Consider the following 15,728-nt stretch of genomic DNA (forward strand, 5'->3'; position numbering starts at 1 on the left):
TTTATGCGTTAGGGATTGAACGGTATGCTTCGACTGCGCTCAGCACAGGTGTTTGAAATCCCCAACGTAGGAGGGATTGAGTAGTGAAAGCCCGACCCCTTGCGGGTAACGACCAAATACTAAATCCCTAAAATCATTTTAGCAATCCAGAAATAAATTAGAATACCAAAAATATCGTTGCTCGTGGTAATAAATGGTCCCGTGGCAATGGCGGGATCGATACCGCGTTTATCCAAAAACAGTGGCACAAATGTACCGATAAGGCCAGCAACTATAATAACTGCCACCAATGAGACAGAAACTGCAAGTGCTGTATTGACCTCTCCCTTTGTTGCCCAAACAAATAAAAACAGAACAATAGCGAGTATGATACCGTTGAGTGCCGCGAGTAGCATTTCCTTAATCAATCTATCGTTGATACTACCTTTTACATCGTCGTTCGCGAGACCCTGGACGATAATAGCGCTAGATTGTACCCCAACATTGCCTGCCATAGCAGCAATTAGTGGTGTAAAAAAGAACAATACTGCATACTTATTGAAGGATTCTTGAAAGCCTTCCATAATAACAAACGCACCAATACCACCAATTAAACCAAGAAACAACCAAGGCAATCTGGCTCGAGTTAATTGTAGAATGCTATCATCTGAATCTACGTCACCCGTGATACCAGCGGCCATTTGGTAATCTCTTTCGGCTTCTTCCCTCATAACGTCCACAATATCATCAATGGTAATACGCCCCAAAAGCACTTTGTTATCATCACTTTCAACAACGGGAATCGCTTCCAAATCATACTTTGCCATTAATCTTGCCACCTCCTCAACGCCTTCGTTTACGTTTACATAATCTACGTTAACCTTAACTAATTCCGAGATTTTTTGTTCACTCTTTGCCACAATTAAATCTTTTAAGGAGAGCCTCCCAATAAGCTTTTCTTCTTTATTTACAACGTAAATGGAGTGTACACGTGTAACTTCTTTTGCTTGACCACGAATACGACGCATGCATCCTGCAACCGTCCATGTTTCGTAAACTTTCACCAACTCTTTAGCCATCAAACCACCTGCAGTGTTTTTGTCATAGGCAAGTAGCTCCTTAATCTCTTCCTTGTGCTCTTCGTCCTCAATTTTTGCAATTACCGCACTTTGGCGTTCTTCTGGCAACTCTGCGATAATGTCCGCCGCATCATCGGTATCCAATTCTTCAACTTCTTCAGCAATTTCTCGGGCGGTAAGGTTTTTTAGAACTTTTTCTCGATTGTCTTCATCGAGTTCCATTAGGATATCAGAAGTCGTTTTAGAATCCAGTAATTTGATGACATAAACGGCCTGTTCTAAATTGAGTTCATCTAGAATTTCAGCTATGTCGGCATAATGAAACTCATTTAGCAGTTTTTGAAGTGCTTTATCATCTTGTTCTTGAACAAGAACTTCAACCTCCGCCAGTAGCTCATCGGTTAGCTCAAATTGTATGTTTTCTTTTTCTTCTTCCATCAATTTGACTTCTAAAACACCTATTAGGAGTGTTTGACTTATAAAATTTGATGCTTATTTGCGATCCGCTTCTATCAACTGCGTAAGTTCTATAAACTGTTGAACTTGCAATTGTTCCGGACGCTTGCCAAATATAACATTTGCTTTTAAATTATCAGACAAATCAAATGTTTTTAAACTGTTACGCAATGTTTTTCGGCGTTGTTGAAATCCTGCTTTTACTACTTTGAAGAATAATTTTTCATCACAAGGCAATGTGTAGTTTTCTTTTCTGGTAAGTCTTAAAACTCCCGAATCTACTTTTGGTGGTGGGTTGAATACTGAAGGTGCTACCGTAAACAAATATTCTGCTTCATAAAACGCTTGGGTTAACACCGACAAAATCCCATACACTTTACTACCCTCCTTGGAGCATATACGTTGCGCCACTTCCTTTTGAAACATGCCTGAAAACTCAGGGATTTGGTCCCGCATTTCTAAAGTTTTAAATACGATTTGGGTTGAAATATTATACGGAAAGTTGCCAATAATTGCTAAAGGCTCGCCTTTGAATACTTCGTTTAAATCATACTTTAAGAAGTCTTTTTCTATAATTCTTGGCGCTAAATTGAGGTAATTGGCTTGTAGATATTCTACAGACTCTGAATCGATTTCTATAACATAAGTGGTGCTATCTTTTTTAAGCAAATATTTGGTGAGCACTCCCATACCAGGACCAATCTCTAACACATTATTATAGCCATTTAGCGTAAGGGTATCGGCTATTTTTTCAGCGATGCTTTCATCTCTTAAAAAATGCTGACCTAAATGTTTTTTTGCTTTAACTGACATGTTTTTCTCTCGCAAAGTCGCCAAGGCGCAAAGCTCTGTTTATTTTAGACCTGTTAGGTTTCAAAAACCTAACAGGTCTTATTTTGTTTTTTAGTGGATTCCTGCCTTCGCAGGAATGACAATGTATTTATACTTTAAATTTTTCATTCACTTCCCGTATTCAAATTCCCCCTTTGGGGGTTAGGGGGCTCTATGTAAAATTCACATTATACTCATCAATAATTTGAAGTTCAGTTCTAAAGGCTAACATTTTGTCGGCAAACTTTTTCATACCGTCGCTTCTCAATTTTTCGGCATCTTCTTTATAATAGGCATCCAAAGCTTCTCTAGAATAGCAACGGTATTGGATGGAATACGTTACGCCTCCCATATCTTCTTCCACCAAAACTCTGGTTAAGGTAGCTTTTTCAAATTTGCCAGTACCTAAAACTTGTGGAATATGTTCCTTAATCCATGTTAACCACTCGTCGTGTATGGACTCGTCTATATTTACTGTAACGTTATAAATGTACATTAGCCTACAATATTTACAATTTTCCCGGGTACGACAATTACTTTTTTGGGTGTTCTTCCTTGTAATTGGTCTTGGGTTTTTTCGTTTTCTAGAACTGCTTTTTCAATGGCGTCTTTGCTTAAATCTAAAGGCAATTCCATAGTAAAACGCATTTTACCATTAAACGAAATCGGGTAATTTTTACTGCTTTCTACCAAATGACTTTCATCGAATTCTGGAAATGGCGCTGTTGCAATTGAACCGCTATTTCCTAACTGACTCCACAATTCTTCTGCAATATGCGGCGCATAAGGTGAAATCAATACCAATAAAGGTTCTAAAATGGCTTTTGACGTACATTTTTGAGCGGTTAACTCATTAGTAGCAATCATAAAGGTGGACACTGATGTATTAAACGAGAAATTCTCGATATCTTCCTGAACCTTTTTAATGGTTTTGTGAAGTGTTTTTAAATTATCTTTTGTTGGTGTAGCGTCTGAAACTTTCAATCCGTTATCATCTGCATACAATTTCCAAAGCTTTTTTAAGAACGAATGTACACCTGTAATACCAGCAGTATTCCAAGGTTTATATTGCTCTAATGGCCCTAAAAACATTTCGTATAAACGAAGACTGTCCGCACCATAATCTGCAACAATATCGTCTGGATTAACGACGTTGTATTTAGATTTTGACATTTTTTCGACGTCTCGACCAACCTTAAAAGCCCCTCCTAAATCCTCCCCATTAGGGAGGACTTCACCACTCTCTCCTATAAAAATAGCATCTTTATATTCTGGACGCCAGTTTCTAAATGCTTCGATATCTAACTCATTAGAAGCATTTACAAAAGAAACATCCACATGTATCGGAGACATACCGAAAGATAAATCTGTTTCATCAAAATCAATATGGGTCAATTTCATTATTTCTGAAAGTACAAATTGAACACTATAATGATCATTCCACTTTCTTCCCATTGTACCGACCTCAACGAAGTGTGATTCAATTGAATCTTTGGTTTCTGAAGTGACAAATAAATTGAATGGGAAATCTAAGATATCTTGATTTGATTTTCTAAATGGTACAATTCTATAAACAAAAGCACTAGTCCCCAAAATCATCCCTTGGTTAATCAACTTTTTAGCATACTCATCAACAGGTACAACACCTTTATCAAACAAGAATTTTTGCCAAAAACGAGAGTATAACAAGTGTCCTGTAGCATGTTCGCTGCCGCCAATGTATAAATCCACATCTTGCCAATAGTCCAACGCTTCTTTACTTGCAAATTCGTTAGGATTATTCGCATCCATATAGCGGTTAAAATACCATGAACTTCCTGCCCACCCAGGCATGGTGTTCAACTCAAGAGCCCCACCTAACCTCCCCGAAGGGGAGGAATTCTCAAACTCCTCTTTAGATACGATTTCTGCTGTATCGCCGTACTGCAACCAATGCCATTTTTTGGCATTACCTAGAGGCGGTTCACCTGTATCTGTTGGTAAATATTTATCTACTTCGGGTAACTCTAATGGTAAAAATTGCTCTTCTATCATTTGAGGCATACCAGTTTCATCATAATACACTGGAAATGGCTCGCCCCAATAACGCTGACGGCTAAACACCGCATCACGCAAACGGTAATTGGTTTTCCCTTCACCTTGACCAATTTTCTCTAATTCGTAAATAGCACGCTTGGTGGCTTTTTTATAGTTGAGTCCGTTTAGGAAATCACTATTTCCAATAACGGTTTTTTCTTTATCTGAAAACGCTTCTTCTGAAATATCAACACCTTCAAAAATATTTGGAATTGGAATATTGAAGTGTTTAGCAAAGGCATAATCACGCTCATCGCCACATGGCACAGACATTACCGCACCTGTTCCGTAGCCTGCCAAAACATAATCACCAATCCAAATAGGAATGGGTTCCTTTGTGAATGGATGTTCTGCGTAGGCACCTGTAAACACCCCTGAAATTGTTTTTACATCTGCCATTCTATCGCGTTCACTGCGTTTAGCCGTGGCTTCGATGTAGGCTTCAACTTCTTCCTTTTGTTCTGGTGTTGTTATTTGCGACACTAGTTCGTGTTCTGGAGCTAATGTCATAAAACTTACACCGAAAATGGTATCGGGACGAGTAGTAAAGACGTCTATAGTGTGGTTGGGCACTGAGGTACTCGAAGTGTCCTCAGTAGTAGTGGCTTCGAGAGCCTCTGCCACCAAAAATACACGAAACTTAACCGTTGCCCCAACCGATTTTCCAATCCAGTTACGTTGACTTTCTTTTAGAGAATCTGTCCAATCTATTTTATCTAAACCTTGAAGCAAACGTTCAGCATAAGCAGAAATGCGCATGCTCCATTGGGTCATTTTTTTACGCACAACAGGGTGACCACCACGTTCTGAAACGCCATTTATAATTTCATCATTTGCCAAAACAGTCCCCAATGCTGGACACCAGTTTACTTCAGTTTCGGCTAAATACGTTAGTCTATACTGTAATAAAATACGTTGCTGTTCTTCCGAAGAAAAACTAGTCCACTCTTTAGCAGAAAATGCATTTATATCATCATCACAAACCGCATTTGCAGTCGCATTTCCTTCAGCTTCAAAAATTTTAACTAATTCTGAAATATCCTCAGCTTTATCACTATCCTTATTATACCACGAATTGAACAGCTGAATAAAAATCCACTGCGTCCATTTATAATAACTTGGGTCAGACGTTCTTACTTCACGAGACCAATCGAAGGAAAATCCAATTTGATCTAACTGACGACGATAGGTTTTAATATTTTCCGCAGTAGTTATTGCTGGGTGTTGCCCCGTTTGAATAGCGTATTGCTCCGCAGGCAACCCAAAGCTATCATAGCCTTGTGGATGCAACACATTAAATCCTTGATGGCGCTTGTATCGTGCATAAATATCTGAAGCAATATACCCTAAAGGATGCCCAACATGTAAACCCGCACCACTTGGATAAGGAAACATATCCAAAACGTAATATTTTGGTTTGTCGCTATTGTTCTCAGCTTTAAATGTTTGGTTGTCTGCCCAATATTTTTGCCATTTGGCTTCTATCGCGTTGAAATCGTATTTCATAAAGTTTTTTTTTCTCGCAAAGTCGCGAAGCCGCAAAGAAATGCCTCTTAATGTCCAACTATTCTTTTCGCCTCTGCGACTTTGCGAGAGCAATTAAAAGCGCAAATTTAAACTTATTATACCAGTATTGAAAGTTTGCACGTTCTATTCCTAACCGATTTATATTAGTTTACTATTTTTACAACATTAATCCAGTTTCCTATATGAGTTCATCTTTTGAAAACCACCAAAAACGCCGATTGGTTTCTTCATACATTTCAGTAGTAATAAGTATTGCGCTTGTATTGTTTTTGCTAGGTTTACTGGGGATGTTGGTCCTGAATGCTAAAAAAGTTTCCGATCATTTTAAGGAGCAAGTCGTCGTAACTATTTACTTAAAAGATAACGCCAAGGACGTAGAACGCAAACAGCTTGAAAAGAGTTTGGCCATGGCAGATTATGTAAAATCCACCGAATATGTTTCTAAAGAACAGGCTGCTGAATTTATGAAAGCTGAAACAGGTGAGGATTTTATGGATTTTGTAGGCTACAACCCATTACAAAACTCCATTGATGTACATTTAAAGGCAGATTATGTAACCTCAGAGCATTTGGAGAAAATTTCCGCAGAAGCCCTGAACAAGAAGTTTGTTGATGAAGTTACCTATGATAACGACTTGGTAAACCTAATGAACGACAATGTAAAAAAAATCAGTTTTTGGGTGTTAGTCATTAGTGGTTTATTTACACTTATCGCCGTTTTGCTTATTAATAGCTCCTTAAGGCTCGCCGTTTACTCAAAGCGTTTTACCATAAAAACAATGCAAATGGTTGGGGCCACTAAGCGTTTTATTCGTCGCCCTTTTGTTTGGAAAAGTATCAGATTGGGTATTGTTGGTGCTATTTTAGCTTTGATAGGAATGGCAATTGTGCTGTATTACATCAACAAAACCTTCCCGGAATTAGAATTGTTAGCAAACCCTATTTTAATGGTTCTATTATTTATAGTGATTTTTGCTTTAGGCATCGTTATTACTTGGATTAGCACACACTTCGCCACACAACGCTTCTTGAATTTAAAAACAGATGAGTTGTATTATTAGTATAATTTGGGCGTTACCCACAAGGGGTCGGGCTTTCCGTTGCAAGTACTCGCACCTCCTGCGTCGGGAGCTTCAACAAATCCCTCAATCCCTAACCTTTAGTTTGTATTCAGAGTAAAAGTTACCTTTATTCAAAAGAAAACAGAGGTGAACTATATCCCTAACTAAGATAGACTTAGCGCGCGTATCAGTCCTCTGTTTTCGGTTTGAATATCCGTTGAATTGCTTCAAATAGAATAGTAGATAAAAGCTCTAATAAAGGTTCTAAAGAAGTTCAACATTTTTAATTTACTTAAGGTTAAAATTATGAAAAATTATTTGTTTCACGTAGGTATTGACATTTCAAAATTAAAACTAGATATTGTTATGGTTAACAAGAATGACATCAGCCAAAAAGATCATTTTGTTGTTGCTAATAATGCCAAAGGTTTAAAGGGTATGCGCCTTAGGTTAAAACAGGGCGGTGTTGATTTTGAGAACACCTTATTCTGTTTTGAAAATACAGGGGTTTATACCTTTCCATTAAGCTGCTTTTGTTTTGATAACAATTTTGATTATTGGATTGTTCCAGCAGTAGAGATTAAGCGATCCAAGGGTATATCGCGAGGTAAGAGTGATAAGTCTGACGCAGGTGATATTGCATTTTATAGTATTAGGAATATAGACAAGCTTAAACTTTCAAGTATTCCAGAGAAAGAAATACAGCAGTTAAAATTGCTTTTTACAGAACGCGAGAAACTCAAAAAATCACTTTTACTATTTGGAATGACTAAAGAAAATAAAGATTTTATCTCGCCCGATGTCTACAACACCATAGCATCCCAAAATAAGAAAACCGTAAAATTCCTCCAAATGAGTTTAAAGTCTATTGAAGCCAAAATGCGAGATATTATAAAACAAACCCCTAAATTAAACCGGCAATTCGAACTCATAAAAAGTGTTAAGGGCGTTGGGGAGAAAACAGCGATTTATTTTATAATAGCAACAAAAGGCTTTGAGGTATTTGCTTCGGCGAGGAAACTAGCTTGTTATGCAGGTGTTGCCCCTTTTGGGTACAGTTCGGGCTCAAGTATAAGAGGCAAGACAAAGGTGCATCACATGGCGGATAAAACAATGAAATCGCTGCTTCAAATGTGCGCGCTCTCTGCGGTTAAACATGATGCACAGCTACGGGCATATTATCTAAGAAAACAAGAGGAGGGTAAAAATAAAATGTTGATTTTAAATAATGTAAGATGTAAAATTATTAGTCGAATTTTTGCAGTGATAAATAGAGATTCGCCCTTCGTGGATACCTATAAATTTGCAACATAAATTATCTAGATTTTATTTGGTTTTTATCATAGAATACGCGCCACTCTTGCTCTAAAACCCACCCCTAACCCCTCCAAAGAGGGGAACACCGTGCTTTCCTAAAAATACTATGAAATAACCATAATTAGAATTTCCTAGGTTTCAAAGTAGAACCTGAAATGCAAAAGAAATTTTAAACTCATATTAACACTTCGTCTTAAATAAATCACTTAATTTGCATCAATTCTATTAAACCATGGGAGAAAAAAAACGTAAAGACGCAGCAAAACCAACATTTGTATTTGGTAAGAAAAACTATAAATTTATGTTTATTGGTTTAGCTTGTATTGCACTTGGTTTTATTTTAATGGCTGGTGGCGGAAGCGATGACCCAAATGTATTCAACCCTGAAATCTTTTGTTGGAGACGTATCAGGTTAGCACCTACTTTAGTACTGATTGGGTTTGGCATTCAGATTTATGCTATTTTGTTGAATCCGGATAAGGACTAATTCTTATTAGACCTCACAGGTTTTTGAAACCTGTGAGGTCTGGGTCTATTTTACAGTAATTCGCCCACAAATGTTTTACCCATTTCTGTTAAGTAATTGTGGCTATTGTTCATAGCATCATCCAAATCATCTGCATAATTCATGACAGCATCAGCATAATTCAATCCTAATGTATTAATTTCAGCAGTATTCAAATCTATACCACCACAAAACGCAGCTACTTTAATCTTTTGCGCCTTTGCAGAACTCAACACGCCTTGAATGGTTTTTCCAGAAAACGTTTGTGCATCTAAATTGCCTTCACCTGTAATAATCCAATCAGCATTTTTAATATTTTCATCAAATTGAGCTAAATCTTTTAATAACTGTACCCCTCGTTCCAAAGTGCCATTTAAAAACACTTTTGAAGCAATGCCCATACCGCCAGCAGCTCCAGCGCCTTCAATCAATTGTGGATTAATCCCAAATACCGAATCAATTACTTTTGAGATATCTTGAAGTCCTTTTTCTAATAACACAATATCATCTGTAGTAGCGCCCTTTTGTTTAGCATACACATGAGCTGCTCCGTTTTTACCGTAAAGCGGATTGGTAACATCACAAGCAATTTTAAATGTCACTTCTTTTAATTTTGGATGTACTCCCGAAACATCAATACTATCTATGTTTGATAAATTAGCGCCAATAGGTTTTACTTCATTATCCTTTTCATCTAAAAACCGATAGCCCAAAGCGGTTGCCATACCAATACCACAATCGTTTGTAGCACTCCCACCAATCCCTAAAATAATGTTTGTTGCGCCTTTTTCCATAGCATCAACAATCATTTCACCCGTTCCTAAAGTTGTTGCATTTTTACAATCAAATTCTTTAGGTTTCAAAAGTTTTACCCCAGATGCTTCAGCCATTTCAATAAACGCAGTTTTTGATGTTACAGCATATAAATAAGATGCTTTAATTGGTCTGAAAAAGGGATCTCTTACAATTACATCAATAACATCACCCTTCAAATAATAATTGATAATTTCAATAGTGCCATCGCCACCATCGGCCAAAGGTGATTTTACAATTTCTGCATCTGGTATTAAATCTCGAATACCATTTTGAACAGCATCGCAAAACTCAAGTCCTGTTAGGGAATTTTTAAACTTATCTGGTGCAATTACAATTTTCATTCCTATAAAAATACAATTACTTCATCGAAAGTTTAAGGCCTAAAAAGACTTTTGTATTACTATTTTAATATTTTTGCCCCCATGGACGTTATCGATGCTATTATATTAGGAATTATTCAAGGTTTAACAGAGTTTTTACCAGTGTCTTCAAGTGGGCATTTAGAATTAGGAAAAGCTATTTTAGGCGACAATTCTGTTCCTGAAGAAAGTTTATTGTTTACAGTTGTACTTCACTTTGCAACTGCTTTAAGTACCATAGTTGTTTTCAGAAAAGATATTCTAGAAATCGTTAAAGGTATTTTAAAATTTCAGTGGAATGAAGACATGCAGTTTTTAGCGAAAATTGTAGTGTCTATGATGCCTGCAGTGGTTGTAGGACTGTTTTTTGAAGAGCAATTGGAAGCCTTATTTGGTGGAAATATTTTGTTAGTTGGTTGCATGTTGATTGTTACGGCTCTACTTTTATTCTTAGCAGACAAAGCTAAAGACACCAATAAAAAAGTGAGTTTTAGCAATGCCTTTGTCATCGGTATTTCGCAAGCCATTGCCATGCTTCCAGGAATTTCACGTTCAGGCGCAACCATTTCTACATCCGTATTATTAGGAAACGATAAGACTAAAGCAGCTCGATTTTCGTTTTTAATGGTGGTGCCATTAATTTTCGGGAAAATAGCTAAGGATATTTTAAGCGGTGACATTTCAATCGAAAGTCAAAACTTTACGGCGTTATCCATTGGTTTTGTAGCGGCATTTGTGGCTGGTCTTTTTGCTTGTACTTGGATGATTGCTCTAGTTAAAAAAAGTAAATTATCCTACTTTGCTATTTATTGCGCTATTGTTGGCATAATCGCTATTGCCTTTGCTTTATTAAACTAATAATGACTGCTGAAAATTTTCTTTCTGGACAAGTTTTATTGATCGATAAACCTTTACATTGGACTTCCTTTCAAGTGGTGAATAAATTGCGTTGGCAAATCCGGCAAGCTTTCAATATTAAAAAAATAAAGGTGGGGCATGCAGGTACTTTAGATCCTCTGGCAACTGGATTGTTAGTGATTTGTACTGGTAAAAAAACTAAGGAAATCAATACATACCAAAGTCAGATTAAAGAATACACAGGAACTATTGTTTTGGGTAGCACGACGCCTTCTTTTGATCTAGAAACCGAAATTGACCAATCCTATATCACAGATCATATCTCGGAAGCGTTAATTCACGAAACAACCAAACAATTCATTGGTGAAATTGAACAATTCCCACCTATATTTTCAGCTATAAAGAAGGACGGCAAGCGTTTGTACGAATTTGCTAGAGCTGGTGAAAACGTAGATATTAAATTGCGAAAAGTATCTATTTCAGAGTTTGAAATCACTAAAATTTCAGACTTGAATGTTGATTTTAGGGTAGTTTGCAGTAAAGGCACCTACATTCGTTCCTTAGCAAACGACTTTGGAAAGGCACTAAACTCTGGGGCACACCTTTCGGCTTTAAGACGCACTAAGATAGGTGATTTTTCCATTGACAATGGCATATCTATTGATACCTTCATTGATAGTATAAAAGACTAAAATCTAAATTTTTACGTATATTCAATTGTAAAAACATTGCTAAAACATCGATTTGCACCTAACAAATCAACATAAAGCCCTATTATTAACCTTGCTTATTACAGGCACGGTGGTACTATCTGTTTTTAACTTAAGTTTGAAAAAACAAAATGAAAGAATGGCTGAAAGTTACTACGAAATAGAGCCAGAGCAAGAACTTACCGAGGAAGACCTAAAGCTTCTTGAAGCACTAGAAAATAAGAATAACGCAAAAGCGGAAACCAACAAGGCCTTTAACGAAACCAAAGACAATAAACACTTTGCACAGGCTTACAAAACTATTGCGCCCCCAGAAGACTATGAGCCTCGTTCGAGTAACTTGGATAATTCTGAGGTTATAGAAAGCTTCAAATCTAAATACAAAGATTCTAACCCTGGAAAATTAAAAAGCAAAGACTTATCATCCTTTAGTAAAGTTAATGACCTACTTGAAAAACAAAAAGGAGAAGGAGCCAATACTAAGAGTACGGTGAGTTATTCGTTAAAAAACCGTGATGATATTTACATTCCAATACCTGTATATCTGTGTGAAACAAGCGGTAAAATTGTAGTTAATATTACTGTAAATTCAGAAGGAGATGTTGTTGACGCCTACACTAACACCTCCTCTACCTCATCAAATGAATGCTTAATTGAACACGCACTTCAATACGCCAAGGATGCTAGATTTAGTAAAGATGTTTCGAAGCCATCTCAAATAGGCTCAATCACTTTTAATTTTATAGGTAAACGATAGAAGACTCTAAATGATTTAATAATTCGGTAATATCATCAATCACATTTTGTCCCTTATTATCGTTGTACCAATGTTGCAAATCTTCCTTAAAGCTTTCTGTGAGTCCGCCGTTCATGGCCACAAATCTATTTACATAGCCAGCAGCTTCGCTGGGTCTTGGGCCATAGGTATCTAATACTTCACCAGTAGCAGTATCAATAATAATTACTTTCGGAATTGCTTTTTTTCCAAAGGTTAAAAAAGCATCCATCAGCTGTGGGTTTTCATCGCGAAGTACCACCCGATAATTAATGTTGGGGTTAATCTCAGCAATTTTATTCAATACAGGTAAAATATGAGCAGCATCCCCACACCAACTTTCTGCAATTACTAACCAAGTTACTTTACTATTGAATTTTTCAAGTTTTTTTCTGGCTTCTGCTGAAACTTTTAAAGTCTTATCCCAACGCTTCATTCGCCTATCATTCAACTTTGTGTAGTTTATTAGTGCCTGTGACTGACTATGGCCAGTGGTTGCGCTTTTTTGCGCTAGTTCTTTCACTAAATCGCGGTAGGCCTCATAGGACATACTGCGCTTAATACCAGATTCAATAATACGTTTCATGATAAATGCTTTTAAACTCAGATGACAAATTTAAGTTGTATGCTATCGTAATCTGCTGACTTTTATCATGTTTGAGAAAAACAAGGGCACTTTAACAAAAAAAGTAGCCCAAAACCGAGCTACTTTTATGGTAATAGAAAAGCTTTTATGCCTTATATACAAACTGTAGGCTCAAACTTACAAAGCATTTTTACAATGTCCTCAATAATATTTTGCCCTTTATTTTTATTATACCATACTTGTAAATCCTCTTTAAACTCAGGAGTCAATTTACCATGTTCGGCTTTATAATTATTTACCAAAGCCGTCGCTTCACTTGGTCTTGGGCCGAAGGTATCCAAAACCTCACCCGTTTCATTATCAATCATAATTAACTTAGCAATTGCCCTACCGCCATTGGTTAAAAACATATCCATTAGTTCTAAGTTTTCATCCCGGAGCACCAGCTTTAAATCAATATTAGCGTTTAGCTGCGCCAATTTATTTAAAACCGGAATAACATGTGCCGCATCACCACACCAACTTTCGGTAATCACCAACCAAGTCACAGAGTTTTTAAAGTCTGAAATTTTATTTTTAGCTTCTTCATTAACTTTCAAAGTTTTATCCCAACGTTTCATTCGTCGCGCATTGAGCTTTGTGTAATTGATTAAAGCTTCTGTTTGTTCTTTCCCTGTAGTGCCGTTAGTTTCAGCTAGAGTATTAACCAAATTATTGTAATCCTCATAAGACATACTTCTATCTAAACTCTCTTTAATTGTAGGGTGTATCATTTTTTATTTTATTTATTGTGTTCTTTGTCTGGTTTAATATTGCATCCTTACGGAATACAATACAAAGTAATAGTTTTTATCATAAACCAAGCGTAACAAAAGTTGCACTATGAGGTTACTTTTTTTTAATATTTCACTACAACTTATAACTCCAAATATTTATTAAAAAAAGAGTAACTTTAATCCTTAAATTCATTGTTTATGACTCAAAAACACAGATGCGGTTGGTGTATTGGCGATCCTCTTTACGAGGCCTATCATGATGAAGAATGGGGTGTACCAGTTTATGATGATGATACCTTATTTGAGTTTTTAATCTTAGAGACCTTTCAAGCAGGTTTAAGTTGGATAACCATATTGCGCAAACGCGAAAATTTTAGAACCGCTTTTGATAATTTTAACTATAAGAAAATAGCAAAGTATAATCAAAATAAGATTGATGATTTGTTACAAGATGCCGGTATCATCAGAAATAAATTAAAAATAAATGCAACAGTGACTAATGCACAAGCTTTTATGAAAACTCAAGAAGAATTTGGCAGTTTTAGTAACTATATTTGGGGGTTTGTGGATGGTAAACCCATAAAAAATGCTTTTGAAGACTATAAAAAAGCTCCAGCCAATACACCATTGAGTGATACCATTAGCAAGGATTTAAAAGAACGAGGTTTTAAGTTTGTTGGCACCACAGTTATTTATGCCCATATGCAGGCAACCGGTGTGGTAAATGACCATGAGATGAATTGTTTTAGATACCATGAAGTATAGTATTTTTATTTTCTTTTTTTGGATTTCACTCTCTTTTGCTCAAGCTAAGAATGAGAAGGAAGAACGTATTCCTCTTTCTGAATTTCCTAAAATCACGCAAAACTATTTTAATAGCTTTTCACATAAGGTAAAATATCTAAAGTTTTATCGAGAGACTGATGGCGAAAAACAAAGCTTTGAAGCGAAGTTTAAAATAAACAGATTGTTTTACAGTGTAGAGTTTGATACACTTGGAAAATTAGAGGATATTGAAATAGTAATTAAACAACGGCATATTCCTAAACAAACGCTGACTAAAATCTCTAAATATTTTGATGATAATTTTAAAAAAACAAGGTTCATAAAAATGCAGAGGCAATATGTAAATTACACCAATTCTTCAGATAAAAGCTTTATCCAGCATATTGTTGAACACCCTAACGATAAACACACGCACTTTGAAATTATTGCAGAAATAAAAACAAATAACATTCATGAGCTGAGAGAATTTACTTTTGACAAAAATGGCAAATTTGAAGCTTACAGAAAAGTAACCTCATCGTCTTACGAACATGCACTATATTAAAATCTTTATTCTCATCATTGGTTTTTTTTGTGCTGCAAATTCAAAGGCGCAAGCTAATTTTAGTGCTTTTAACGAATCTGCTTTCGCCATAAACCATCGGTTTTCTTCAGTGTACAGCATTAATTTCGCTCTAGAAGGGCGGTACTTTTTGTATAGAAATGAAACCCTAGACATCGTGCAACAGCAGGTAGATTTTGCCCATTTTTCAACTTTTAATTTAAACTACAGTCATGCTTTAAGTTTAGGCTTGGAGTATAGAAATAGAGAGGTTTTTGATGAAGGTGGTAATGAATTTCGAATTACAGAACAGTTTAATTATAAGAAGCAAACGTTGGGAGTGCGCTACGGACATCGTTTTAGAGCAGAACAGCGCTTTTTTAATAATAAAACAATCTTTAGGCAACGGTACCGATTTGCTGTAGATTTTCCACTAAATGGAGAAAAACTAGATATTGGTGAAGCTTATTTGGTGAGTGCTGTTGAAGGATTGTTAACCTTATCAGAGTTTGAAAAACCAGAAACAGATGTAAGACTAACTTCACAAATAGGTTTGCAGGTTACTGAGCAATTAAAGCTACAAACGGGCTTAGAATATCGCCTAGGAGCTTTTAATTTGATGGCCAGTCACCAGCTTTTTGTATTAACAACTGGGATTTTAAAAATTTAAGGAACGTCTTTATTTAAAGT

At 36.3% G+C, this 15,728-nt stretch carries 16 protein-coding genes; 9 read left to right on the top strand and 7 right to left on the bottom strand.

Annotated elements, in window-relative coordinates; all coding sequences use genetic code 11:
* Positions 1-119: 119 nt before the first annotated feature.
* The 4 genes from mgtE to AC1B0Z_RS09325 all read right to left on the bottom strand — a co-directional run bounded on the left by mgtE (position 120) and on the right by AC1B0Z_RS09325 (position 5,927).
* Positions 120-1,496: a magnesium transporter gene (mgtE, locus tag AC1B0Z_RS09310; protein WP_483791698.1), complete on the bottom strand. Its 1,377-nt coding sequence runs from the start codon at positions 1,494-1,496 to the stop codon at positions 120-122.
* Between the two features lie 54 nt (positions 1,497-1,550).
* A complete protein-coding gene (gene rsmA / locus AC1B0Z_RS09315; protein WP_483791699.1) occupies positions 1,551-2,327 on the bottom strand; it encodes a 16S rRNA (adenine(1518)-N(6)/adenine(1519)-N(6))-dimethyltransferase RsmA in 777 nt (258 codons plus the stop codon).
* Between the two features lie 190 nt (positions 2,328-2,517).
* Positions 2,518-2,841 (bottom strand): DUF4286 family protein, encoded by a 324-nt coding sequence (locus AC1B0Z_RS09320; protein WP_483791700.1) that lies wholly within the window; start codon positions 2,839-2,841, stop codon positions 2,518-2,520.
* The gene (locus AC1B0Z_RS09325; protein WP_483791701.1) at positions 2,841-5,927 is read right to left on the bottom strand and encodes a leucine--tRNA ligase; all 3,087 of its coding nucleotides are present in this window, start codon (positions 5,925-5,927) and stop codon (positions 2,841-2,843) included. The genes AC1B0Z_RS09320 and AC1B0Z_RS09325 overlap by 1 nt, the downstream gene beginning before the upstream one ends.
* Before the next feature lie 203 nt (positions 5,928-6,130).
* Here AC1B0Z_RS09325 and AC1B0Z_RS09330 point away from each other — a divergent pair, with 203 nt between their 5' ends.
* The 3 genes from AC1B0Z_RS09330 (at position 6,131) to AC1B0Z_RS09340 (ending at position 8,813) form a co-directional block, all read left to right on the top strand.
* Positions 6,131-7,009, top strand: a complete 879-nt coding sequence (locus AC1B0Z_RS09330; protein WP_483791702.1) for a cell division protein FtsX — start codon at positions 6,131-6,133, stop codon at positions 7,007-7,009.
* Positions 7,010-7,315: 306 nt separating this feature from the next.
* A complete protein-coding gene (locus tag AC1B0Z_RS09335; protein ID WP_483791703.1) occupies positions 7,316-8,323 on the top strand; it encodes an IS110 family transposase in 1,008 nt (335 codons plus the stop codon).
* A 235-nt stretch (positions 8,324-8,558) separates the two neighbouring features.
* Complete coding sequence (locus tag AC1B0Z_RS09340) at positions 8,559-8,813, top strand: DUF3098 domain-containing protein (RefSeq protein WP_483791704.1); 255 nt, start codon at positions 8,559-8,561, stop codon at positions 8,811-8,813.
* Positions 8,814-8,863: 50 nt separating this feature from the next.
* Here the strand turns inward: AC1B0Z_RS09340 and AC1B0Z_RS09345 are convergent, their stop codons facing one another.
* Complete coding sequence (locus AC1B0Z_RS09345; RefSeq protein ID WP_483791705.1) at positions 8,864-9,988, bottom strand: glycerate kinase; 1,125 nt, start codon at positions 9,986-9,988, stop codon at positions 8,864-8,866.
* 81 nt (positions 9,989-10,069) lie between these two features.
* Here AC1B0Z_RS09345 and AC1B0Z_RS09350 point away from each other — a divergent pair, with 81 nt between their 5' ends.
* The 3 genes from AC1B0Z_RS09350 (at position 10,070) to AC1B0Z_RS09360 (ending at position 12,331) form a co-directional block, all read left to right on the top strand.
* Positions 10,070-10,864: an undecaprenyl-diphosphate phosphatase gene (locus AC1B0Z_RS09350; protein ID WP_483791706.1), complete on the top strand. Its 795-nt coding sequence runs from the start codon at positions 10,070-10,072 to the stop codon at positions 10,862-10,864.
* A 2-nt stretch (positions 10,865-10,866) separates the two neighbouring features.
* Positions 10,867-11,556, top strand: coding sequence for a tRNA pseudouridine(55) synthase TruB (gene truB, locus AC1B0Z_RS09355; protein WP_483791707.1), 690 nt, complete (start codon positions 10,867-10,869; stop codon positions 11,554-11,556).
* Positions 11,557-11,713: 157 nt separating this feature from the next.
* Positions 11,714-12,331: a hypothetical protein gene (locus AC1B0Z_RS09360; RefSeq protein ID WP_483791708.1), complete on the top strand. Its 618-nt coding sequence runs from the start codon at positions 11,714-11,716 to the stop codon at positions 12,329-12,331.
* Here the strand turns inward: AC1B0Z_RS09360 and AC1B0Z_RS09365 are convergent.
* Positions 12,315-12,935, bottom strand: coding sequence for a thioredoxin family protein (locus AC1B0Z_RS09365; protein ID WP_483791709.1), 621 nt, complete (start codon positions 12,933-12,935; stop codon positions 12,315-12,317). The two genes, AC1B0Z_RS09360 and AC1B0Z_RS09365, sit on opposite strands and share 17 nt — an antisense overlap.
* A 152-nt stretch (positions 12,936-13,087) precedes the next feature.
* Entirely contained in the window at positions 13,088-13,708 is a 621-nt protein-coding gene (locus AC1B0Z_RS09370; protein ID WP_483791710.1) for a thioredoxin family protein, read from the bottom strand.
* A 201-nt stretch (positions 13,709-13,909) separates the two neighbouring features.
* Between AC1B0Z_RS09370 and AC1B0Z_RS09375 the strand changes: the two genes are divergently transcribed.
* Genes AC1B0Z_RS09375 through AC1B0Z_RS09385 form a run of 3 tightly spaced genes read left to right on the top strand, consistent with a single transcriptional unit; the run spans position 13,910 to position 15,708 of the window.
* The gene (locus AC1B0Z_RS09375; protein WP_483791711.1) at positions 13,910-14,476 is read left to right on the top strand and encodes a DNA-3-methyladenine glycosylase I; all 567 of its coding nucleotides are present in this window, start codon (positions 13,910-13,912) and stop codon (positions 14,474-14,476) included.
* A complete protein-coding gene (locus AC1B0Z_RS09380) occupies positions 14,466-15,041 on the top strand; it encodes a hypothetical protein (RefSeq protein ID WP_483791712.1) in 576 nt (191 codons plus the stop codon). The genes AC1B0Z_RS09375 and AC1B0Z_RS09380 overlap by 11 nt, the downstream gene beginning before the upstream one ends.
* Positions 15,028-15,708: a DUF2490 domain-containing protein gene (locus AC1B0Z_RS09385; protein ID WP_483791713.1), complete on the top strand. Its 681-nt coding sequence runs from the start codon at positions 15,028-15,030 to the stop codon at positions 15,706-15,708. Before AC1B0Z_RS09380 ends, AC1B0Z_RS09385 begins: the two co-directional genes overlap by 14 nt.
* Positions 15,709-15,728 lie beyond the last annotated feature (20 nt).

This window comes from Hyunsoonleella sp. J2K-J805, assembly GCF_057167125.1.

Bases quoted from the DNA above. Each gene is read 5' to 3' on its own strand.
- AC1B0Z_RS09380 (WP_483791712.1), top strand. From the start codon at position 14,466: ATGAAGTATAGTATTTTTATTTTCTTTTTTTGGATTTCACTCTCTTTT.
- AC1B0Z_RS09335 (WP_483791703.1), top strand. From the start codon at position 7,316: ATGAAAAATTATTTGTTTCACGTAGGTATTGACATTTCAAAATTAAAA.
- AC1B0Z_RS09325 (WP_483791701.1), bottom strand. From the start codon at position 5,927: ATGAAATACGATTTCAACGCGATAGAAGCCAAATGGCAAAAATATTGG.
- truB (WP_483791707.1), top strand. From the start codon at position 10,867: ATGACTGCTGAAAATTTTCTTTCTGGACAAGTTTTATTGATCGATAAA.
- AC1B0Z_RS09350 (WP_483791706.1), top strand. From the start codon at position 10,070: ATGGACGTTATCGATGCTATTATATTAGGAATTATTCAAGGTTTAACA.
- AC1B0Z_RS09340 (WP_483791704.1), top strand. From the start codon at position 8,559: ATGGGAGAAAAAAAACGTAAAGACGCAGCAAAACCAACATTTGTATTT.
- AC1B0Z_RS09375 (WP_483791711.1), top strand. From the start codon at position 13,910: ATGACTCAAAAACACAGATGCGGTTGGTGTATTGGCGATCCTCTTTAC.
- AC1B0Z_RS09360 (WP_483791708.1), top strand. From the start codon at position 11,714: ATGGCTGAAAGTTACTACGAAATAGAGCCAGAGCAAGAACTTACCGAG.
- AC1B0Z_RS09365 (WP_483791709.1), bottom strand. From the start codon at position 12,935: ATGAAACGTATTATTGAATCTGGTATTAAGCGCAGTATGTCCTATGAG.
- AC1B0Z_RS09330 (WP_483791702.1), top strand. From the start codon at position 6,131: ATGAGTTCATCTTTTGAAAACCACCAAAAACGCCGATTGGTTTCTTCA.
- rsmA (WP_483791699.1), bottom strand. From the start codon at position 2,327: ATGTCAGTTAAAGCAAAAAAACATTTAGGTCAGCATTTTTTAAGAGAT.
- AC1B0Z_RS09385 (WP_483791713.1), top strand. From the start codon at position 15,028: ATGCACTATATTAAAATCTTTATTCTCATCATTGGTTTTTTTTGTGCT.
- AC1B0Z_RS09320 (WP_483791700.1), bottom strand. From the start codon at position 2,841: ATGTACATTTATAACGTTACAGTAAATATAGACGAGTCCATACACGAC.
- AC1B0Z_RS09345 (WP_483791705.1), bottom strand. From the start codon at position 9,988: ATGAAAATTGTAATTGCACCAGATAAGTTTAAAAATTCCCTAACAGGA.
- AC1B0Z_RS09370 (WP_483791710.1), bottom strand. From the start codon at position 13,708: ATGATACACCCTACAATTAAAGAGAGTTTAGATAGAAGTATGTCTTAT.
- mgtE (WP_483791698.1), bottom strand. From the start codon at position 1,496: ATGGAAGAAGAAAAAGAAAACATACAATTTGAGCTAACCGATGAGCTA.